This window comes from Streptomyces sp. NPDC003027 (genome assembly GCF_053591435.1).
On the sequence record NZ_JBSFTU010000003.1, the window covers coordinates 107,859 to 128,631 of the forward strand.

A 20,773-nucleotide genomic window follows, 5' to 3' on the forward strand; every position below is an offset into this window, starting at 1 on the left:
CCCTTTTTCCTCAGGTCCTTACGGCTCTGCGTCTCAGTCGTCTTCGTTGTCGCCGAAGTCGGGGCGGACACCCCGGGCGGCCATGACCTCGTCGTTGGAGGTGCCGGCGGCGACCATGGGCCAGACCTGGGCGTCCTCGTGGACGATGAAGTCGATCACGACGGGGCGGTCGTTGATGGCGTTGGCCTCGGCGATGACCTTGTCCAGGTCCGCCGGGTCCTCGCAGCGCAGCGCGACACAGCCCATGGCCTCGGACAGCTTGACGAAGTCAGGGACGCGGGTGCCCTTGGAGGGCTCCAGGCCGGTGGCCTCCGGGCCGGAGTGCAGCACCGTGTTGGAGTACCGCTGGTTGTAGAAGAGGGTCTGCCACTGGCGGACCATCCCCAGGGCGCCGTTGTTGATGATGGCGACCTTGATCGGGATGTTGTTGAGCGCGCAGGTCACGAGCTCCTGGTTGGTCATCTGGAAGCAGCCGTCGCCGTCGATCGCCCAGACCGGGCGGTCCGGCATGCCGGCCTTGGCGCCCATGGCGGCCGGGACGGCGTAGCCCATCGTGCCCGCGCCGCCGGAGTTCAGCCAGGTGGCCGGCTTCTCGTAGTCGATGAAGTGGGCGGCCCACATCTGGTGCTGGCCGACGCCCGCGGCGTAGATGGTGTCGGCGGGGGCGAGCTGGCCGATGCGCTGGATGACCTGCTGCGGCGAGAGGCTGCCGTCCTCCGGCAGGTCGTAGCCGAGGGGGTAGGTCTCGCGCCAGCGGTTGAGGTCGCTCCACCAGGCGGTGTAGTCGCCCTTGTTGCCCTCGCTGTACTCGGCCTGGACCGCCTGGACCAGGTCGGCGATGACCTCGCGGGCGTCACCGACGATCGGGACGTCGGCGGTGCGGTTCTTGCCGATCTCGGCCGGGTCGATGTCGGCGTGGACGATCTTGGCGAAGGGGGCGAAGCTGTCCAGCTTGCCGGTGACGCGGTCGTCGAAGCGGGCTCCGAGGGCGACGATCAGGTCGGCCTTCTGCAGCGCGGTGACGGCGGTGACCGCACCGTGCATGCCCGGCATTCCCACGTGCAGCGGGTGGCTGTCGGGGAACGCGCCCAGCGCCATCAGGGTGGTGGTGACGGGGGCGCCGGTGAGCTCGGCGAGGACCTTCAGCTCGGTGGTGGCGCCGGCCTTGAGGACGCCGCCGCCGACGTACAGGACGGGTCGCTTCGCGGCGGTGATGAGCTTGGCGGCCTCGCGGATCTGCTTGGCGTGCGGCTTGGTCACCGGGCGGTAGCCGGGCAGGTCGGTCTGCGGCGGCCAGCTGAAGACGGTCTTCGCCTGGAGGGCGTCCTTGGCGATGTCGACCAGGACCGGCCCGGGGCGGCCGGTGGAGGCGATGTGGAACGCCTCGGCGATCGTCCTCGGGATGTCCTCGGCCTTGGTGACCAGGAAGTTGTGCTTGGTGATCGGCATCGTGATGCCGCAGATGTCCGCCTCCTGGAAGGCGTCCGTGCCGATGGCCTTGGAGGCGACCTGGCCGGTGATCGCGACCAGCGGGACGGAGTCCATGTGGGCGTCGGCGATGGGCGTGACCAGGTTGGTGGCGCCGGGCCCGGAGGTCGCCATGCAGACGCCGACCTTGCCGGTGGCCTGGGCGTAGCCGGTGGCGGCGTGGCCCGCCCCCTGCTCGTGGCGGACCAGGATGTGGCGGACCTTCTTGGAGTCCATCATCGGGTCGTACGCGGGGAGGATGGCACCGCCCGGAATACCGAAGACGGTGTCGGCCCCCACTTCCTCGAGAGAACGGATGAGGGACTGCGCACCCGTGACGTGCTCGACGATGGTGGCGGACTGTCCGCCGCTACGGGCCCGCGGCTGCGGATGGTGCCCGGTGGCCTGCTCGGTCATCAGCATTCTCTTCTCGAAGCAGAGGGTTTTTGCGAGGGTTTTGCGAGGGTTTGGCGGGGGCCGGTGCAACAAAAAACCCCTCGTGCCGGGAGGCAAGCGAGGGGAGCGCGTCGGGAGCGTTCAAGCCGGGCCGTGGAGGGCCCCGCTTCAGCCGACGCGCTTTCCAAGTACGAGAATTCGGGTGCGCATGGCACTGACCCTCCCCCCGACGCACTACCAGTGTCAAGTGGGTGGGACGGGCGTCTCAGTATGTGAGCGGAACGGGGGATGGTTTCCGACCGGGACCGGAACCGCTTCGAGGTCCCGCCCGGGAAGCGGATAGCCGTCCCGTACGAGCGCGCGGCGCAGCCGGTACTCGTCGAGCGGCCCCGCGAAGGCCATGCCCTGGCCGTGTGTGCAGCCCATGGCGCGCAGGGCGAGCACCTGCTCGGGCGTGTCCACGCCGTCGGCGACGGACCGCAGGCCGAGGTCGCGCGCGATACGGAGGAGCCCGCCGGTGATCTTGCGGAGGCGGGCGGACTCGGCCACGCCCTCCACCAGGCCTCTGTCCAGTTTCAGTACGTCGACCGGGAGGCGGCGCAGGGCGTTGATGGCCGCGTATCCGCTGCCGAAACCGTCCAGCGCGATCCGTACGCCGAGACGGCGCAGGGCGACGAGACGCTGCTCCAGCTCGTCGAAGGAGACCCGCGGGTCGCTCTCGGCGAGTTCGATCATCAGGGAGCCGGACGCCAGGCCGTGGCGGGTCAGCAGGGCCTCGATCGAGTCGAGCGGGAGCGAGCGGTCGAGCAGAACGCGGGCGGAGAGCCGGACGGAGACGGGCGTGCGATGGCCGAGTCTGGCCCGTTCGGCGGCCTGCTCGACGGCCTCTTCGAGGAGCCAGCGGCCGAGCTCGGTGGTGCGCTCGCCGGCGTCGGCGGCGCGCAGGAACTCGGCGGGGGTGAAGAGGATGCCCTGGGCGGAGCGCCAGCGGGCCTGGGCGGAGACGGCCATGATGCGGCCGGTGGCGAGGTCGACGACCGGCTGGTGGAGCAGGGCGAACTCGCCGTCGTGGAGGGCGGTGCGCAGCCGGGTGGCCAGCTCGGACCTGCGGTCGACCTCGGCCTGCATCTGCGGGGCGTAGAGCTCGACGCGGTCCTTGCCGCCGGCCTTGGCCCGGTACATGGCGAGGTCGGCGTTGCGCAGCAGGTCCCCGGCGCTGATGCCGGGCTCGGCGAAGGCGACGCCGATGGAGGCGGCGACGCGGACGTCGTCGCCGCCCTCCAGGCGGTACGGCTGGGAGAGCGTGAGGCGCAGCCGGTCGGCGATCTCGTGGACCTGGAACTCGCGCGCCGACGGGTCCCGTGCGCCGTCGCCGAGGATGAGGGCGGCGAACTCGTCGCCGCCGAGCCGGGCGGCGGTGTCCCCGGCCCGTACGGAGTCCTGGAGGCGGCGGGCGGCCTGGACCAGCAGTTCGTCGCCGGCCTGGTGGCCCAGCCGGTCGTTGACCGCCTTGAAGCCGTCGAGGTCGATGAAGAGGACGGCGGTGCCGGGGTCGGAGGCGCGCCGGCCGCTGAGGGCTTGGCGGACCCGCCGGGTGAACAGGGCCCGGTTGGGCAGGTCGGTGAGGGGGTCGTGCTCGGCGTTGTGCTGCAACTGTGCCTGGAGGCGGACCCGTTCGGTGACGTCCCGGCTGTTGAAGATGAGGCCGCCCTGGTGGCGGTTGACGGTGGACTCGACGTGCAGCCAGTCGCCCCGGCCGGAGCGGAAGCGGCATTCGATCCGGGTGGTGGGCTCCTCGGCGGGAGAGGCGGCGAGGAACCGGCGCACCTCGTGAACCACGCCGCCCAGGTCCTCGGGGTGGATGAGGGAGGCCAGCTCCGAGCCGATCAGCTCCTCGGCGTCGCGGCCGTAGACCCCCGAGGCGGCGGGGCTCACATAGCGGAGTATGCCGCTGGGGGCGGCGATCATGATGACGTCGCTGGAACCCTGCACCAGGGACCTGAAGTGGTTCTCCTTCTGCGCCAGTTCGTGGGTGAGGGCGATGTTGTCGAGGAGCATGATGCCCTGTCGTACGACCAGGGCGAGCACGACCGTGCAGCCCGTGAAGACGACCACCCGGTCCACTCGGCGGCCCTCGACGACGTTGTACAGGATGCCGAGGGTGCAGACGGCCGCGGCGAGGTACGGGGTGAGGGCGGCGAGCGAGCCGGCCACGGGGCGGCTCGGGAGGCGCGGGCCGCGCGCCTCGGAGACGGTGTCCGGGGTCCGGCGCGCACCCCAGGGCGCGTACGCGAGGAGCAGCGAGCCGGTGAACCAGCCGGCGTCGAGCAGCTGGCCCGAGGTGTAGTTCTCGCGCAGCAGCGGCGAGGTGAACAGGGCGTCGCACAGCACGGTCAGGGCGAGGGCGGCGATGGCGGTGTTGGTGGCCGAGCGGTTGACGTTGGAGCGGCGGAAGTGCAGGGCGAGGACCATGCTGACGAGCACGATGTCGAGGAGCGGGTAGGCCAGTGACAGCGCGGCCCGGGCGACGCTCTCGCCCTCGAAGTGCGCGGTGTGCGCGAGGGCGAGGCTCCACGAGAGGGTCAGCAGGGAGCCGCCGATGAGCCAGGCGTCGAGTGCCAGGCAGACCCAGCCGGCCCGGGTGACGGGCTTCTTGGCGAGGACGAGCAGTCCGACGATGGCGGGCGGGGCGAAGAGCAGGAAGAAGAGGTCGGCGACGGAGGGGCTGGGCACCTCCCGCTGGAGGACGACCTCGTACCACCCCCAGACGGCGTTCCCGGCGGCGGCCATGGCGGAGGAGAAGCCGAAGAGCAGCCAGGCGGGGCAGAAGCGGCTCTCCCGGACGCGGGCGTACAGGAGGCAGGAGACGGCGGCCGCGAGCGCGGCCGCGCTGAGGCCGAAGTCGCCCATGATCAACGCCATCTGGCGCGATCCCCAGCCGAGCGCGGCGCCGGTGGCGTAGCCCCCGCAGATCAGCCCGAGGGCGATCTGCGCGAGGACCGGGCCGCGTCCGGGCGGCGGGGGGCCGGGGCGCACGGGGCCGGGCGGGTGCGGTGCGGGAGCGGGCGGGGGCCCGGAGACGGGTGCGGTGGCGGCTTCGCCCGCGTGGTGGCGCTCGACGAGCGCACCGGGCGTCCTCATCGGTGCTCCCCGGTCCTCGGCCGTGCCGTCGCGCCCGCCCGCGGTGAGGTCGGCGGCACCCTTTCCGCCGCGTGGCAGGGGGAGGGGACGGGCGGGCCCGTCGGTGTCCGCCTCGGTGGTGCGCCGGTCGGCCTGGGCGGGCAGGGCGGTCGTGCCGCACACCTCGCCCGGGCGGGCGTCCGCCGTGTCTGTCCCCGTGTCGTCGTCGCGCGCGAGGGTCGTCGACGGCGGTCCCGCCGCGTCGGATCGTCGGTCCATCGGCCGTACTTCACCCGTCGCCCCCCTCGGAATCTGATGACCCGTCACGTCGCTCCCCAGCGTCAGCTCGTACTCGACGCAGCCCCCCGCATCGGGACGATACACCAGGATGGTCACTCAGGGACAGGGGTGCAGTACTCTCCGTGACGATCACGGGGAGGTGACGGGCCGGTGGCCGAGGCGCCCGGACGCGGACGCTCGGCGGGCGTCGGCTCAGGTGGTCAGGACCACGTTCGCCAGCCGCTCACCCGACGTGAACCGGGCCAGCTGGGAGGCGATCAGCCGCTTGGCGCGCGGCAGGAACGCCGAGGTGGAACCGCCGACATGAGGACTCACCAGGACACCGCGAGCGTGCCACAGCGGGTGCCCGGCCGGGAGCGGTTCGGGGTCGGTGACATCGAGTGCCGCGGTGATCCGGCCGCTCTCGACCTCCTTGAGCAGCGCGGCTGTGTCCACGACCGGTCCCCGCGCCACGTTCACCAGCAGGGCGCCGTCCTTCATCCGGCCGAGAAAGCCCGCGTCGGCGAGGTGCCGCGTCTCGGGCGTGAGCGGCGTGGAGAGCACGACCACATCCGCCCCCGGCAGCAGGGCGGGCAACTCGGAGAGCGGATGCACCGGTCCGCGCTCCGTGGTGCGTGCGGAGCGCGCGACGCGCACCACCCGCGCGCACTCGAACGGCGCGAGCCGGTCCTCGATGGCGGCGCCGATCGACCCGTACCCCACGATCAGCACGGACTTGTCCGCGAGCGCCGGATAGAAGCCGGCGCGCCACTCCTCGGCGTCCTGCCCGCGCACGAAGCCGGGAATTCCGCGCAGCGAGGCGAGGATCAGCGCGAGGGTGAGCTCGGCGGTGCTGGCCTCGTGCACTCCCTTGGCGTTGCACAGCTCCACACCGGGGTGCAGGGCCGGAAGGCCGGGGGTCACATGGTCGATACCGGCGGAGAGGGTCTGCACGGCCCTGAGCGACCTCATACCGGCGAGCGGCCGGACGGCGATCTCCGAACCCTTCATGTAGGGGACCACGTAGAAGACACAGAGCGCCGGATCGGCGGGGAAGTCCGGTCCGCCGTCCCAGAAGCGGTAGCTCAGCCCCGACGTGCCCGGTTCGGGAAGTCCTTCGATCTCCTCCGCCGGTATCGGGAGCCACACGTCGGAGGTCGTGTCATCGAGTGTCATGACCGCGAGGCTAATCGAGTGCCATGACCGGGAGGCCGTGCGGGGATCCCCGGGCGCCATTGGTTACGTTGGGGGACGGCACAGGGAGGGGTACCGGCAGGTGGAGCGCAGGACTATCGGGGCGGCGGCGCTCGACGTGGGGGCGGTGGGCCTGGGCTGCATGCCGATGAACTGGGCCTACAGCCGCTCCCAGCAGCGGGGCGACCGGTCGCTGCGGACGGTGCACGCCGCGCTGGACGCCGGGGTGAGCCTGCTCGACACCGCCGACATGTACGGGCCCTTCACCAACGAGCTGCTGGTGGGGCGGGTGTTGAAGGAGCGCCGGGCCGAGGCGTTCGTCTCCACGAAGTGCGGCCTCCTCGTCGGCGACCAGCATGTGGTGGCCAACGGCCGTCCCGGGTACGTACGGCGGGCCTGCGACGCGTCGCTCAGGCGGCTGCAGACGGATGTGATCGACCTGTACCAGCTGCACCGCGCGGACCCGGAGGTGCCGGTCGAGGAGACCTGGGGTGCGATGGCCGAGCTGGTGTCGGCGGGCAAGGTGCGCGCGCTCGGGCTGTGCGCGGTGGGCGCGCGGGCGGCCCGGCGCGGCGGAGCGTCCCACATGTACGAGGGAACGATCCGGCAGCTGGAGCGGGTCCAGCAGGTCTTCCCGGTGGCCGCGGTGGAGGCCGAGCTGTCGGTGTGGTCACCGGAGGCGCTGGAGCGGCTGCTGCCGTGGTGCGAGGCACGGGGTGTGGGGTTCCTCGCCGCGATGCCGCTGGGGAACGGTTTCCTCACCGGGACGCTCACGCCCGGCGGCGGCTTCGAGCCGGACGACCCGCGGGCCCGGCACCCCCGGTTCACGGCCGAGATGATGGCGGCGAACCAGCCCCTGGTCGTGGGGCTGCGGCGGGTGGCGGCCCGGCACGGCGAGGAGGTCACCCCGGCGCAGGTGGCGCTGGCGTGGGTGCTGCGGCAGGGGCGGCACGTGGTCCCGATCCCGGGGACGAAGCGGGAGCGCTGGGCGGTGGAGAACGCGCGGGCGGCCGGGCTCGTCCTGACGGCGGCGGACCTGTCGGAGATCGCCGCGCTGCCGCCGCCACGGGGGTCGTGGGACTGAGAGCGGGACCGCGATCGGGTGGGGCGGTGTATCAAGGGTGGAGGGGATGCCGCTCCGAGAGGGGACCGAACCGTGAGCCGACCTGTTGTGAAGGCCCTGTGGGCCGCCGCCGCGCTCCTTCTGGTGGCGGGATGCGCCCCCGGCGAGGGCGCGGACGGGGAGCGGTCCACACCCTCACCGCCCGCCGCCTCCTCACCGGCCGCCTCCTCGCCGGCCGTCTCTCCGCAGCGGGCGCGGGTGACCGTCACCGGCACGCTCACCGAGGATCTGAGGTCGCCGTGGGGTGTGGCGGCGCTCGCCGACGGGGATCTGCTGGTCTCCTCGCGCGACGAGCGGACGGTCACCCGGGTCGACGCCGGAACCGGAAGGAAGACGCCGGCCGGAGAGGTGCCGGGGGTGGTGCCCGGAGGTGAGGGCGGACTCCTCGGCCTGGCCGTGCGGGGCGGCTTCGTGTACGCGTACTTCACGGCGGACTCGGACAACCGCATCGTCCGGATGCGGTACGGCGGCGGGGAGGCGGACCGGCTGGGCGCGCCCGAGGTGGTCCTCTCCGGCATCCCCAAGGGGAACGTCCACAACGGCGGCCGGATCGCGTTCGGTCCGGACGGGATGCTGTACGCCGGCACGGGCGAGCGGGGTGAGCCGGACCTCGCGCAGAGCGTGGAGTCACTGGGCGGGAAGATCCTGCGGATGACGCCCGAGGGCGACCCCGCGCCCGGCAATCCCTTCCCCGGCTCGGTGGTCTATTCGTACGGGCACCGCAATGTGCAGGGCCTCGCCTGGGACACCGGCGGGCGGCTGTGGGCGGCCGAGTTCGGCCAGACCACCTGGGACGAGCTGAACCTCGTGGAGCCGGGGAAGAACTACGGCTGGCCGGAGGTGGAGGGCCGTGGGAACGCCTCCGGCTTCGTGAACCCGGTGGCCCAGTGGAGGACGTCGGAGGCCTCGCCGAGCGGGATCGCCTACGCCCGGGGCGCGATCTGGATGGCCGGGCTCAGGGGCGAGCGGCTGTGGCGCGTCCCGGTCTCGGGGGCCGGAAGCGCCGGGGAGCCCGAGGCGTTCCTGACCGAGGAGTACGGCCGGCTGCGCACGGTGGTGGCGGTGGGCGACGGCCGGCTCCTGCTGACGACCAGCGAGACCGACACACGCGGGACCCCCGGTCGCGGTGACGACAGGATCCTCCGGCTGGACGTGCGGTGAGAGGGCGGACCCGAGGGGGTGGACCTCCGGTGGACGGGGAACGACTCCCTCGGTCGACGAAGGAGTGGGGATGACCGATACGGACAGTGCGGGTCGGGGCAGATGGCCGTTCCGCCGGCGCGGGCGGGGCGAGCGCTCGGAGACGGGGAGCCCGGCCGCGCGGACCGGGCCGTCCTCGGCCGCCGTGCCCGGGCCGTCGCCGGCACCGGACGGGGCGGCCGACCAGGGTGAGCTGGAGGGCCTGGGCTCGTACCGGATCACCCATCGCGAGGGCGAGGACGGCGTCCCGGTGATGAATGTGGAGCTCTCCCTGACGCCGTCGGGGATGACGCGCATGAAGCTGAGTCATCTCGCGCGCGAAAACGGCCCGCACCATCCGGAGGTCGTACGGCTCTCGTTCGAGCTGGCCGAGCAGCTCCGCCAGGAGGGAGAGTTCGACGAGGCGGAGGAGGTCTTCCGCTGGGTCGTGGCGGAGCGCAGGGCGGACCTGGGCCCCGCCCACCCGGACACCCTCGCTGCGGAGACCGCGCTCGCCTCCCTGTTACGGGCTCGCGGGCGGCCGGAGGACGCGGAGCGGCTGCGCCGTTCCGTCTTCGCCCAGCGCGAGGCGACGTTGGGCCCGGACCACCCGGACACGCTCACCGCCCTGGGGGCTCTGGCCCTCGTCGTGCTCGCCCTGGGGCGGCACGAGGAGGCGGAGCGACTGGCGCGCACCGCGCTCGACCGCCGGACGCGGGTGCTGGGGTCCGAGCACGAGGACACGCTCGGCAGCCGGAACACGCTGGCCGGGGTGTTGCGGGCCCGGGGCGCGCTGGAGGAGGCCGGGGCGCTCTACCTCTCGGTGCTGCGCGATGCCGAGCGGCTGCTGGGCCGGAAGTCGGAGCTGGCCCTGACGGCGCGGATCAACCACGCGGCCGTCCAGTACCACCTGGGGCATGTCGCCCAGGCCGCGCGGTCGATGCGCGGCGCGGTGCGGCAGTCGGTGAAGGTCAAGGGCGCCGGACATCCGGACACGCTCTCCGCCCACGCCACCCTGGGCGCCATGCTCCAGGCGCTCGGCAAGGTCGAGGAGGCCGCGTCGGAGCTGCGGGCGGCCGTCGTGGGCATGGAGCGGTTGCACGGCGCCGACCATCCGAACGTCCTGGAGTACCGCACCAGCCTGGCCGCCACCTTCTTCAACGCGGGCCGGCACGCCCAGGCCGAGGAGGAGTGCCGCCTGGTCGTCGCCGGCTACGAACGGCTCTACGGCACGACCGACCCTCGCACGGCGCAGGCCCGGGAGAACCTGCGGATGGTCCGGGCCGCCCGCGGCTAGGGTCTTTCGTCTGGATCAGGCCGGATCAGGCACCAGGGCACGCGAGCCCGGCGTGATCCGGACGAGAGGCCCTGGGACACGCCCTGGCGCGGGCAGGCGCTCACGGGCCGATGTGGAGGTGCGCTCCCCACAGCGACGGGAGCAGCGGATGCTCCGTGTGCGCCTGCCGGACGGCCGCGTGCAGCGCGTGCGCGGCGCCGTGCGGGAGCCGGCCGTAGAAGGACTGGGCGATGCGCGGGGCCATCTGGTCCGTCACGGGCCACAGCGTGCCCACGACATGGCGGTATCCGGCGAGTTGGAAGGCGCTGGTGATGTGGATCGCCTCGTCCGCGAGCTCGGGGCGGGTCCCGGAGGTGGAGCAGCTGGAGAGGTACGCCAGACCGGCTCCCGTCGGCCGCAGCGCGGAGATGTCGGCGACGGTGAGCGCCCCTTCGAGGTGGTCGTGGGTGAGGATGCGCGAGGCGGAGGGGTCGTGCGGGTCGGTGACGGCATGGCAGACGAGATGGACGTACGGGCTGGAGCGCAGGGCCTCCAGGACCCGGTCGCGGGTGGCCTCGGCACCGGTCAGCAGGGGTGCCGGGCTGGTTCCGGGGAGCAGGGTCCGTACCGCTTCCGCTTCGCGCAGGGCGTTCGGCAGGGGCGCTGCCCCCGGCGTGTCGCGGATGGCCACGACCAGGGGCGGCCGCGCGCCCGCCGGGGCGGGTTCGGGACGTCGGCGCGCGTGGTGAAGGGCGCCGATGGTCGGGGTGTAGGAGGAGACGGCGAGGTCGAGTGCGCAGCGCGGCCGGTCCGGGTCGGCCCGGGCGCCGTGGTAGCCGGCGGCGTGCAGCGGCAGGAAGGCCAGCGTGCCCTGCGGGCACCACCAGACCCGCCGGGGCGACTCCCCGGGGGCGGGGGGTTCGGTGTGGCCGAGGCGCTGGAGCACGGGTCCGGTGACGGTGTCCCACAGCCATTCCAGTACGCCGGAGAGGGTCTCCTGAGCGGACCAGATCTCCTCCAGGGAGGCTCCGGGCCGGGAGGCGGCGCGGGTGGCGTCGAGGAAGACGGCGACCTGCTCGGCCACGATGCCGGAGCGCACCTTCAGCGGCAGGACGTCGATCGTGCCGTCGGCCACGATGACGGCGTCGCAGCGGATGCTGATGTTGAGGAGCACCACGGGTCCGTCTCCCGCCTGGCGGAGGATCTCCTCGGCCGGGGGCGGGCGCAGGAAGCCGTCGAACCCCGGCAGTGCCCGGATCCGGCCCAGCAGGTGCTGCCATGCGGCGGCGTGCGCGCGACGCCGTTCGGCGGCCTGTTCGGTCGTGGCCGTCGGTACGGAGGGACCGGCCGGCCCGCCGGTCTCCTCCTCGCGCAGCCGCAGGAACTCGTCGGCCAGGGCGGGTGCCTGCCGGCGCAGCCGGTCGAGGTCGAGGTCGCGGGTGCGCAGCAGCCGGCCGAGGAGCACTCCCCTGCCGTGTTCGAGGACTTCCAGGGCTTCCTCGGGCCGTCCGGCCTGGAGGGCGTAGGCGGCGGCCTCCGCCGCGATGCCCGGCAGGCGGGCCAGAGCGTACTGCTGGTCGCTGCGGGTGAGGCTGCGCGTCGCCAGCTCGGGCAGCAGCGACGTGGCCGTCCGCAGGGCGCGCCAGGCCGTCTCCCAGTCCTCCAGTACGCCGGACACCTGGCCCCAGGTGACGTGGGCGGCGAGCCGTTCGCGCACCGGGGCGGAGGTGACCGCGGTGATGTCGCGGGCGACGGTGAGGGCCTCGGTGAGCAGGTCGCGGTCCCCGGTCCGCAGGTGCAGGCTGTACAGGCCCTCGGCGAGGGCCGTGCCGGGCTTGGTCCGGTCGGGGTCGTCCCGGGGGCGGTCCCGTACGACGGTACGGAGGAGGGCGACGGCCTCCTCGAGGTCGGTGAGGTCGTGGTTGATCTCGTAGCGGCTGCGCAGGGACTGGGCGAGGTTGTATCCGGTCACCTCCCGCTGGGTGGCGAGCAGGCTCATGGCGTGGCGTTGCAGGCCGATCGCCTCGTCCAGGTCGGCCGGTGTGCCGCCGGCGTGGTCGAAGCGGGCGAGCAGGGCGCGGGCGAGGTTGCTCATCGCGGCCGCCCGCAGCTTGGGGTCGGCGGCGTCGAGGGCCTGCCGGAAGGCGCCGAGCGCCGGGCCCAGCGCCTCCGGCCGGGCGGTGTGGAAGAACCGGGCGAGGTGGGCGTCGCCGAGCAGCACGAGGACGACCGGGCGGTTCGCGTCCCCCTCGGGCAGTACCAGCAGGGCCTGGCGGCACAGTTCGGCGCACCGGTCGAGATCCGTGATGTCGCCGTGGACGCCGAAGCGCTGGTTCAGGCCCGCGGCGAGGCCCGCCTGGTGGAGCGCCCGGTATGCCGCGTCCAGGTCGGCCCCGGTGGCCAGGGCCTCGCCGTGCACGGCGATCGCCTCTTCGAGGTCGGCGAGGTCTCCGCGCGCCGAGTGCCGGCTCCGCAGGGCGGCGGAGAGTTTGGTGCGCAGGCCGCAGGCGTTGTGGTGCCCGATGCCGGGCGTGTCCACGGCCGCTCGGAGCAGGGCGACGGCCTCGTCCAGGAAGTCGCCCTCCCCGGTCAGGTCGTATCGGGTGTCGTACGCCGATCCGAGTATGCCGGTCAGCACGGCGCGTTCGGCGCTGCCGGGCGGTCGGCCGGCGGCGGCGCGCCGGAGTACGGCGATCGCCTGGTCGGCGAAGTGGGGCCGGCCGGTCGTGACGGCCCGGTCGAGGAGCGCGTCCGCGGCTTGCAGTGCGGCCTCGCCGTGGTCGGTGGTGCCGGGGTCGGTGTTCGCGACGGCGCGCAGGCGCAGGGCGATCACCGTGTCGAGGTCCTCCAGCCGGCCGGTGGTGTCGTAGCGGTCCTGTACTGCCTGTGCGAGGGCGTCGAGAAGGGCCTGCCGCTGCTGCGGGCGGTCGGCGGGCAGCAGGGCGAGGGCCCGGGAGTGGGCGTCGATGGACTCGTCGCGGTGGCCGGGGTCACGGGTCAGCTTGTGGAGGACGCCGAGCGCGGAGCCGAAGTTGACCAGCCGGATCGCGAGGTCCTCCTGTTCGGCCTCGGGCGTGAGCCGTACGGCGTGGCGGTACAGCGCGACGCACTCCTCCAGGTCGCCCCGGTCGCCGGTCAGGCGGTTGCGGTCGAAGAGCGTCTCGGCGAGGCCGGCCAGCTGGGCGGCGGGCTCCAGCCGGGCGCCCGGTTCGCCGGACAGGGCCCGCCGCTGCCACTCGACGGACTCGTCGAGATGGGCGGGGTCGCCGGTCGCTCCGTGCAGCCGGCGCAGGGCGCGTCCGAGCCCGTAGGCGTAGGCGCGCCGGTAGGGGTGGTCGGCGGGAGCCTCCGTGAGCGCCTGACGGTAGGAGGCGACGGCGTCCTGGAGCGGGCCGAGGGCGCCGGTCTCCTCGTAGGTCAGTTCCTCGCTGTAGGCGAGGTTCCGGAAATGGACGTGCCGGTCGGGGGTGTGCCGGCCGAGGGAGGCCACGGTCGTGTGGAACACGATCCGGGCCCGTTCGAGGGCGGCGGGGTCGCGGGAGCGGATGTAGGCGTCGAGTTCCCGCAGTCCGCGCTCGTGCAGAGCCTGGACACGGTCGTTGCGGCGGCGGTCCCCCATGGCTGACATGGGGTCACGGTATTGCGCTTCGGCGCGGACCGGGGCCTCAACGGGTCAGACGGCGGGGGGTACTTCGGGATGCTCGTACGTGTCAGGCGGCGGCAGCCCCTGTCGCCAGGACGCGCACAGGGCCGAGGCCCGGGCCCGCTCCTCGTCGAGGCCGGCCGGCAGCGGAAGGTGCAGAGCCCGCAGCAGGTCGAAGCGGTGCAGGTCGAACGCGGTGTGTACGGCGTCCGCGTAGGCGACGGCCGCCTGGACGGCTCCGTGGTAGGCGAGGCAGGCGACGGCCAGCGGGATCAGGGCGAGGGCGAGCCACCACCCGCTGGACCACAGCAGTACGGCGGCGGTGAGCGCGGTGGCTCCCCCGGTGACGGCGAGCCGCACGGCGCCGTCGAGCGAGTCGCGGGAGTCGTCGACGAGGGCGCGCGACCGGTCGCCGAGGACCAGGTAGAGCCGGGGCCAGGCCACCGCCGCGTCCCAGCCGTGGTCGCGGCCGGCGGTGTCGAAGGCGGCGGTCAGGACGTTGCCCAGGGCGGTGGGCCGGACGAGGTGGTCGGGCAGCGGATACCGGCGGCGCAGTCGCGCGGCGGCCGCACCGGCTCGCTGCACGGCCGCCGCCGTCACCTCCGCCGGCGCCCCGTCGCCCGTGGCCGGGGGCAGGACCGTACGGCGTTCGAGCCGGGCCTTGCGGCGGCGCTGCCGGGCACGGCACAGCCCCGCGCCGAGGGCGTCGGGCCAGCCGCCCTGGAGCAGCCGCACCATGGCCAGTTGCAGGGGCTGGAAGACGACGGCGACCACGGTGATGCCGGCGGCGATCAGCACGATCTCGCCGACGCCGAGGCCGGCGGCGGTGCGCCAGGCGCGGCGCATCGACAGGGCGCCGCCGGGGGCGCCCGCCCAGAGCAGCCACAGGATGCCCAACGCCCCCGCGTAGGTGGGCAGGTAGGAGACGAGGAAGAACCGTCCGGAGCTGCCCGAGGCGAGGCCCGGGGGTGCCGTGGCGACGGTGGCGAGGCCGGCCTGGCTCATCGGCGGCTCACCGCAGTTCCATCGGCCCGTGGCCGTCCGTCTCGCACGACGGCCGGTACCGCTCGTCGTAGAAGGCGGTCCAGGCCGTCCGCTCGCAGGACGGGCAGCGGAAGGTGAGCAGGGTGTACTGGGTGGATTCGACCGGCTGGCGGCCACGGTCCTCCTCGCCCGCGCCCCGTACGACCCCGAGCGCGCGCACGGTGCTCAGGTGGGCCCGGGTGGTGACCCCGACGACCGTGCCGCCGACGACGAGGACCACGCCGTCCGCCACCGGCCGGGTCGCGAGCAGGAGGTCGAGCGCGCCGGCGGTGTCGTCCAGGGTGGCGCCGTCCGGCACCTCGAGCCGTGCCGCGCCGTCCGGCGCCGCCCCCGGTCCCACCAGCATCGCGTACTTCATTCCAGCTCCCCCAACGGCTTCCGCTCGGCTCCTCGGTCGGCTGCCAGTCTGCCCGTTCGGTGCGGTCGTTCAGACGGTTTCCCGGAGAAGGTGGAGGCGGTGGGCCATGGCGGCGGCCTCGCCTCGGCCGGAGACGCCGAGCTTGGCGAGGATGTTGGAGACGTGGACGCTCGCCGTCTTCGGGGAGATGAAGAGCTCCTCGGCGATCTGGCGGTTGGTGCGGCCGGCGGCGACGAGGCGCAGCACGTCCTGTTCCCGGGGGGTCAGGCCGAAGGCGTCGCCGCCGTGGCGCGGCGGGGGCGCGCTGTCGGGTGCGGTCAGCGGGAGGCGGGCGCGGGCGGCCAGGAGCTCCACGTCCTCGCGCAGCGGATGCGCTCCCAGGTGTACGGCCGTGGCGTGCGCCCCGCGCAGCAGGGCCGCGGCCTCCTCGCGCCGGCCGCCTTCGACGAGGAGGACGTCGGCGAGGCGGTGCCGGGCGAGGGCCAGCTGGTAGGGGCGCTCCATCCGCTCGTACGCGGCGACGCACTCGGCCCAGCGCTCGACGGATCCGCGGCCCTCGGCGCGGTCGAGCTCGGCGGAGACGTGCAGGGAGTAGGCCTGCCAGACGGGCGCCGGGGTCGTCATCCGCCGCGCGCACCGGCGGATCAGGGCCAGCGCCTCGTCGCGTCCCGGTGCGGCGGCGGGCAGGCCGAGGCCGTCGGCCTCGGCGGTGGCGGCGGCGAGGAGCAGCGGCCAGCCTTCGCGGTGGGTGCCGGGCGGGAAGCCGCTCCCGGCGGCCCGGGCGAGGACGGTCCGTACGTCCTGGATCCGTCCGGCCGCGGCGGCGATGCTCAGCTCGACCAGCTCCACCGGAACCGTGTACTGCGGCATCGGGTCGGCCGTGCCGTAGTGGCCGCGGGCGGCGGCGAGCAGGGTGGCGGCCGTGTCCAGCTCCCCTCGGGCGACGGCGAGTTGGGCCAGGCGTACGGCGGCGCTCCCACGCGGCTTGGAGCTCGTGCCGGCCCGCTCCAGCCACTCGCAGTTGCGCTGGGCCTCCTCCCACAGCCCGAGGGGGAGCTGCGACTCGGCCTGGTTGGCGCGGATCCAGCCCTGGCTGTCGAGCAGTCCGTGCTCGCGGGCGAAGCGGATGCCGTCGTCGGCGACCTCGACGGCCTCGCGGGAGCGGCCGAGGTTCTCCAGGGCGTGCGAGAGGTTGATGTGGGCGCGCGCGGACTCGTGGTAGAGCCCGAGGGCGAGGGTACGGTCGCGCACCTCGTAGAGGGCGGCGATCCCCGCGTCGCGGTCGCCGGCGGAGACCTGGAGGGTGCCGAGGGTGAGCCGGGCGTGGAGCTCGATCGCCTCGTTCTTGACCAGGCGCGCGTACTCGTAGGCCCGTTCGGCGGCGGCGAGGCTTTCGGGGCCGGGCTTGTGGAGCATGCCCCAGCCGGCGGCCACGGCGAGGACGACGGCGTGGACGGGCGACGGGGGCAGGCCGCGGACGAGTTCCTGCGCGGTGGCGATCTCGGCCCAGCCGTCGGAGCGGCCGAGGCCGGACATGACGCGGGAGCGTTCGGTCCAGAACCAGGCGGCGCGCAGCGGGTCGCGCTCCTCGCCGTCGTCCCCTTCGAGCAGCCGCAGCGCCATCTTGCCTATCTTCAGGGCGCGTTCGCGTTCGCCGCAGACGCGGGCGGCGACGGCGGCCTCGGCGAGCAGGTCGAGGTAGCGCAGCGGGGTGGTCTCCGGGTCGCAGCCGCAGGCGGGGTAGGCCTCGGCGTGGTCCAGCGGCCGCAGGGAGCCGCGCACCTCGGCGGGGACCTCGTCCCACAGCTCCAAGGCGCGTTCCAGAAGACGGAGTTGTTCCGCGTACGCCGCGCGCTTGCGGGTGTCGACGGAGGCGCGGAGCACGGCCGGGAGCGCCTTGACGGGGTCGTGCGCGTGGTACCAGTAGGTGGCGAGGCGGGTGGCGCGTTCGTCGGCCCGTACCAGCGAGGGGTCGGCCTCCAGGGCTTCGGCGTAGCGCCGGTTGAGGCGGGAGCGTTCGCCGGGCAGCAGGTCGTCGCTGACGGCTTCGCGGACCAGGGAGTGGCGGAAGCGGTAGCCGTCGCCGTCCGGGACGGCGAGCAGGATGTTGGCTCCGACGGCGGCGCGCAGGGCCTCGATGAGGTCGTCCTCGGAGAGCCGGGCGACGGCGGCGAGCAGCGCGTACTCGACGGTGGAGCCGCCCTCGGCGACGGTTCTGGCGACCCGTTGGGCGTCCTCGGGCAGCGCTTCGACCCGTACGAGCAGCAGATCGCGCAGGGAGTCGGTGAGGGAGCCGGGGGCGCGGCCGGATCCGTGGGAGGCGACGAGCTCCTCGACGAAGAAGGCGTTGCCGTCGGAGCGCTCGAAGATCTCGTCGACGAGGGCCGGGGCGGGCTCGGCGGCGAGGATGCCGGTGAGCTGGCGGCGCACCTCGGCCCGGGTGAAGCGGGGGAGTTCGATACGCCGGACGGTCCGGAGCCGGTCCAGTTCGGCGAGGAGGGGGCGCAGCGGGTGGCGGCGGTGGAGGTCGTCGGCGCGGTAGCTGGCGACGACCACGATCCGGCCGCGGAGCAGGGTGCGGAAGAGGTACGCGAGCAGGTGCCGGGTGGAGGCGTCGGCCCAGTGCAGGTCTTCCAGGACGAGCACGATCGTGTGGTCGGCGGCGAGCCGCTCCAGGAGCCGTACGGTCAGTTCGAAGAGGCGGGCGGTGGCGTCCTCGTTGGACGGCTCGTGGCTGCCGACGTCGCCGAGTTCGGGCAGCAGGCGGGCCAGTTCGCCCTCCTGTCCCGCCGCGGCGGCCGCGAGCTCCTCGGGGAGCCGGCGGCTCAGGGAGCGCAGGGCGGTGGAGAAGGGCGCGAACGGCAGCCCGTCCGCGCCCACCTCCACGCAGCCTCCGAGGGCGACGATCGCGCCCCGGGCGCGGGCGGCGTCGACGAACTCCTCGATGAGCCGCGTCTTTCCGACACCGGCCTCGCCGCCGATGAGGAGCGCCTGGGGCTCGCCGTCCGCGTGGGCCCGGGCGAGCGCGTCGGTGAGGGCGGTGAGTTCGCCGGCCCGGCCGACGAACACGGGGCTGACTGAGCTGGTCTCCACGGCGCCGAGCATCGCACAGCCGTCCGGGGCCGTGCTCATACGGGGGTCACGCCGCCCTGGCGAAGCGGCTCCGCTCGGCTCCCACCCGCCCTTCCCCGTCATGGTCGCCGGACCGGCGGGCGGCGGCCTTCGCGGCCCGCCGCGCCTTGGCGGCCTGCCGGGACAGCCGCTGGGCGGTGGCCTCACGGACGAGGTCGGCGTGGTGGGCGCGGTGCAGTTCGTACGCGAACATCTCGTTCTCCCTGGGGTGTCGGTGTCGCTTCTCGCGATGCCTCCACTGTCGTCGCCCAGGGGGTGCGGCCGCATCGGGCGAGTGCCGCATGTTCGGGGTGAGGGGGGCCTTAGGGGGCGTCCGGGAGTGCCTTAGGGGGTGCCCGGCCCTGGTCCGCCGGGCGCGGGCCCTAGGGTCTTTCGTTTGGATCAGGCCGGATCAGGGAGCGGGGTCTGGTGCATGGGGTCTCCCCAGGCCCGCCAGGGCCGAGGGGACGGATCGCAAGGCGGAGGAGGGAGCCAACGCGGTGGGGGCACCACCCGTGCCCGAAGGGCTACGGGGGAGTTGGCGACCGACGACAACGCGGCGAGGCGCGGTGCCAGGGCACGCGAGCCCGGCATGATCCAAACGAAAGACCCTAGGTGGGGCCGAAGCCCTAGTGGGCGGCGTACCCGTACGGGTAGGGCTGGTCCGTGGGGACGATCTCCTTGCCGAGGGGCAGCAGGGAGACGGGGACCAGCTTGAAGTTCGCGAGGCCCAGCGGGATGCCGATGATCGTGACGCAGAGCGCGATGCCGGTGACGATGTGGCCGAGCGCCAGCCACCAGCCGGCGAGGACCAGCCAGAGCACGTTGCCGACGCAGGAGGGCGCGCCGGCGTCGCGCCGGTCCACGACCGTGTGGCCGAAGGGCCACAGGGCGTAGACGCCGATGCGGAAGGCGGCGACCCCGAACGGGATGCCGATGATCGTGACGCACAGCAGGGCGCCGGCGAGGAGGTAGCCGAGGAACATCCAGAGGCCGCAGAGGATCAGCCAGATGACGTTGAGGATCGTCTTCACGGGCGGCGACCTGCCATCTGCTCGAGTCGGGAGATGCGCTCCGCCATCGGCGGGTGCGTCGAGAACATCCTGGACAGTCCCTGTCCTGGCCGGAACGGGTTGGCGATCATCATGTGGCTCGCGGTCTCGATCCTCGGTTCGGGCGGCAGCGGGAGCTGCTTCGTGCCGGCTTCGAGCTTGCGCAGGGCGCTGGCCAGGGCCAGCGGGTCGCCGGTGAGCTGAGCGCCGGAGGCGTCGGCCTCGTACTCGCGGGAGCGGCTGATGGCGAGCTGGATGACGGAGGCGGCGACGGGGCCGAGGATCATGATCAGCAGCATGCCGAGGAGTCCGGGGCCGTCGTCGTCGCTGGAGCGGCCGACGGGGATCAGCCAGGCGAAGTTGACCAGGAACATGATCACGGACGCGAGGGCGCCGGCGACCGAGGAGATCAGGATGTCCCGGTTGTAGACGTGGCTCAGTTCGTGGCCGATGACGCCGCGCAGCTCGCGCTCGTCGAGGAGCCGCAGGATGCCCTCCGTGCAGCAGACGGCGGCGTTGCGCGGGTTGCGGCCGGTGGCGAAGGCGTTGGGGGCCTGCGTGGGCGAGATGTAGAGCCGGGGCATCGGCTGGCGGGCCTGGGTCGAGAGCTCGCGCACCATCCGGTAGAGGGCAGGGGCCTCGAACTCGCTGACCGGCCGGGCCCGCATGGCGCGCAGGGCCAGCTTGTCGCTGTTCCAGTAGGCGTACGCGTTGGTGCCGAGCGCCACGAGGAGCGCGACGATCAGCCCCGTACGTCCGAAGAAGCTGCCGATGACGATGATGAGGGCCGAGAGCCCTCCGAGGAGTACGGCGGTCCTCAGCCCGTTGTGCCGGCGGTGCACGGTACGCCCTCCAAGTCGTGCGGCAGGGGAACCCTTGCTCGGTGCTGGTCCACTGGTCCAGTGGACCCTCCCGTACTGGTCAACGCCAGGCGGGAGGCACGGGTTCCCCTGGGGGCACGGAGGGCGGTGTGGGCCGTCCGGGTGACGGGGGCCGGTCGGTCAGCGCGCGGCGGGGACCGCGGTCTTCTCCAGGGGGCTGTCCAGGGAGCTGTCGAGGGCGTTCCCCAGCGCCGTGGCCACCGGCTCGACGTGGCTGGTGCAGTGCGCGCAGCGGGTGGCGACGGCCGGGATCTCGGTGAAGCAGTCGGGGCAGTCGCGCTTCTCGGACTTGATGTCCGTCTCCTGGCGGGCGAACCGCTCCTGGATCTTCGTCATGGGGACGACGACCAGGAAGTAGAGCACCGCGGCGGTGATGACGAAGGCGATCGTGGCGGCGATGAGCAGGCCGTACGGGAAGACGGCGCCGCGGATGGTGAAGCTGGCCTCGCTGAAGTCGCCGACCGAGCCGGTGGCCAGGCCGATGAGCGGGGTGATGAACGCCTTGCTGAAGCCGCTGACGACAGCCGTGAACGCCGATCCGACGGCCAGACCGATGGCCAGGGAAATGACGTTTCCGCGGAGGATGAAGTCCTTGAAGCCGTTCAGCACGGGTGATGCTCCTTGGTGCTTCTCTGTCGGGCGCGACAGGG

14 protein-coding genes are annotated in these 20,773 nt (G+C 73.5%); 3 read left to right on the top strand and 11 right to left on the bottom strand.

Annotated features, from left to right (window positions below):
• Positions 1-33 precede the first annotated feature (33 nt).
• The 3 genes from ACWDX6_RS03825 to ACWDX6_RS03835 all read right to left on the bottom strand — a co-directional run bounded on the left by ACWDX6_RS03825 (position 34) and on the right by ACWDX6_RS03835 (position 6,438).
• Positions 34-1,884, bottom strand: coding sequence for an acetolactate synthase large subunit (locus ACWDX6_RS03825; protein WP_451483319.1), 1,851 nt, complete (start codon positions 1,882-1,884; stop codon positions 34-36).
• 222 nt (positions 1,885-2,106) lie between these two features.
• Positions 2,107-5,004 (bottom strand): putative bifunctional diguanylate cyclase/phosphodiesterase, encoded by a 2,898-nt coding sequence (locus ACWDX6_RS03830; RefSeq protein ID WP_451483496.1) that lies wholly within the window; start codon positions 5,002-5,004, stop codon positions 2,107-2,109.
• A 471-nt stretch (positions 5,005-5,475) separates the two neighbouring features.
• Positions 5,476-6,438, bottom strand: a complete 963-nt coding sequence (locus ACWDX6_RS03835) for a 2-hydroxyacid dehydrogenase (protein WP_451483320.1) — start codon at positions 6,436-6,438, stop codon at positions 5,476-5,478.
• Between the two features lie 100 nt (positions 6,439-6,538).
• Here ACWDX6_RS03835 and ACWDX6_RS03840 point away from each other — a divergent pair, with 100 nt between their 5' ends.
• From ACWDX6_RS03840 to ACWDX6_RS03850, 3 genes are all read left to right on the top strand, one after another.
• Positions 6,539-7,540, top strand: a complete 1,002-nt coding sequence (locus ACWDX6_RS03840) for an aldo/keto reductase (RefSeq protein WP_451483321.1) — start codon at positions 6,539-6,541, stop codon at positions 7,538-7,540.
• Positions 7,541-7,612: 72 nt separating this feature from the next.
• Positions 7,613-8,740 (top strand): PQQ-dependent sugar dehydrogenase, encoded by a 1,128-nt coding sequence (locus ACWDX6_RS03845; RefSeq protein WP_451483322.1) that lies wholly within the window; start codon positions 7,613-7,615, stop codon positions 8,738-8,740.
• 70 nt (positions 8,741-8,810) lie between these two features.
• Positions 8,811-10,055, top strand: a complete 1,245-nt coding sequence (locus ACWDX6_RS03850; RefSeq protein ID WP_451483323.1) for a tetratricopeptide repeat protein — start codon at positions 8,811-8,813, stop codon at positions 10,053-10,055.
• 100 nt (positions 10,056-10,155) lie between these two features.
• Here the strand turns inward: ACWDX6_RS03850 and ACWDX6_RS03855 are convergent, their stop codons facing one another.
• From ACWDX6_RS03855 to mscL, 8 genes are all read right to left on the bottom strand, one after another.
• Complete coding sequence (locus tag ACWDX6_RS03855; RefSeq protein WP_451483324.1) at positions 10,156-13,662, bottom strand: CHAT domain-containing protein; 3,507 nt, start codon at positions 13,660-13,662, stop codon at positions 10,156-10,158.
• A 45-nt stretch (positions 13,663-13,707) separates the two neighbouring features.
• The gene (locus ACWDX6_RS03860; RefSeq protein WP_451483325.1) at positions 13,708-14,682 is read right to left on the bottom strand and encodes a hypothetical protein; all 975 of its coding nucleotides are present in this window, start codon (positions 14,680-14,682) and stop codon (positions 13,708-13,710) included.
• A gap of 7 nt (positions 14,683-14,689) precedes the next feature.
• Complete coding sequence (locus tag ACWDX6_RS03865) at positions 14,690-15,079, bottom strand: hypothetical protein (RefSeq protein WP_451483326.1); 390 nt, start codon at positions 15,077-15,079, stop codon at positions 14,690-14,692.
• A gap of 69 nt (positions 15,080-15,148) precedes the next feature.
• On the bottom strand, positions 15,149-18,211 hold the full coding sequence (locus ACWDX6_RS03870) for a helix-turn-helix transcriptional regulator (RefSeq protein WP_451483327.1): 3,063 nt from the start codon (positions 18,209-18,211) through the stop codon (positions 15,149-15,151).
• A gap of 7 nt (positions 18,212-18,218) precedes the next feature.
• The gene (locus tag ACWDX6_RS03875) at positions 18,219-18,404 is read right to left on the bottom strand and encodes a hypothetical protein (protein WP_451483328.1); all 186 of its coding nucleotides are present in this window, start codon (positions 18,402-18,404) and stop codon (positions 18,219-18,221) included.
• 415 nt (positions 18,405-18,819) lie between these two features.
• Positions 18,820-19,224, bottom strand: coding sequence for a YccF domain-containing protein (locus tag ACWDX6_RS03880; RefSeq protein WP_451483329.1), 405 nt, complete (start codon positions 19,222-19,224; stop codon positions 18,820-18,822).
• Positions 19,221-20,084: a zinc metalloprotease HtpX gene (htpX, locus tag ACWDX6_RS03885; RefSeq protein WP_451483330.1), complete on the bottom strand. Its 864-nt coding sequence runs from the start codon at positions 20,082-20,084 to the stop codon at positions 19,221-19,223. The genes ACWDX6_RS03880 and htpX overlap by 4 nt, the downstream gene beginning before the upstream one ends.
• A 159-nt stretch (positions 20,085-20,243) precedes the next feature.
• Complete coding sequence (gene mscL / locus ACWDX6_RS03890; protein ID WP_451483331.1) at positions 20,244-20,732, bottom strand: large conductance mechanosensitive channel protein MscL; 489 nt, start codon at positions 20,730-20,732, stop codon at positions 20,244-20,246.
• Between the last annotated feature and the right edge of the window lie 41 nt (positions 20,733-20,773).

What these genes read in the sequence shown, in the direction of transcription:
- ACWDX6_RS03825 (WP_451483319.1), bottom strand. Translation starts at nt 1,884, where the DNA reads ATGACCGAGCAGGCCACCGGGCACCATCCGCAGCCGCGGGCCCGTAGC.
- ACWDX6_RS03860 (WP_451483325.1), bottom strand. Translation starts at nt 14,682, where the DNA reads ATGAGCCAGGCCGGCCTCGCCACCGTCGCCACGGCACCCCCGGGCCTC.
- ACWDX6_RS03850 (WP_451483323.1), top strand. Translation starts at nt 8,811, where the DNA reads ATGACCGATACGGACAGTGCGGGTCGGGGCAGATGGCCGTTCCGCCGG.
- ACWDX6_RS03855 (WP_451483324.1), bottom strand. Translation starts at nt 13,662, where the DNA reads ATGTCAGCCATGGGGGACCGCCGCCGCAACGACCGTGTCCAGGCTCTG.
- ACWDX6_RS03865 (WP_451483326.1), bottom strand. Translation starts at nt 15,079, where the DNA reads ATGAAGTACGCGATGCTGGTGGGACCGGGGGCGGCGCCGGACGGCGCG.
- ACWDX6_RS03870 (WP_451483327.1), bottom strand. Translation starts at nt 18,211, where the DNA reads ATGAGCACGGCCCCGGACGGCTGTGCGATGCTCGGCGCCGTGGAGACC.
- ACWDX6_RS03835 (WP_451483320.1), bottom strand. Translation starts at nt 6,438, where the DNA reads ATGACACTCGATGACACGACCTCCGACGTGTGGCTCCCGATACCGGCG.
- ACWDX6_RS03830 (WP_451483496.1), bottom strand. Translation starts at nt 5,004, where the DNA reads ATGAGGACGCCCGGTGCGCTCGTCGAGCGCCACCACGCGGGCGAAGCC.
- ACWDX6_RS03875 (WP_451483328.1), bottom strand. Translation starts at nt 18,404, where the DNA reads ATGTTCGCGTACGAACTGCACCGCGCCCACCACGCCGACCTCGTCCGT.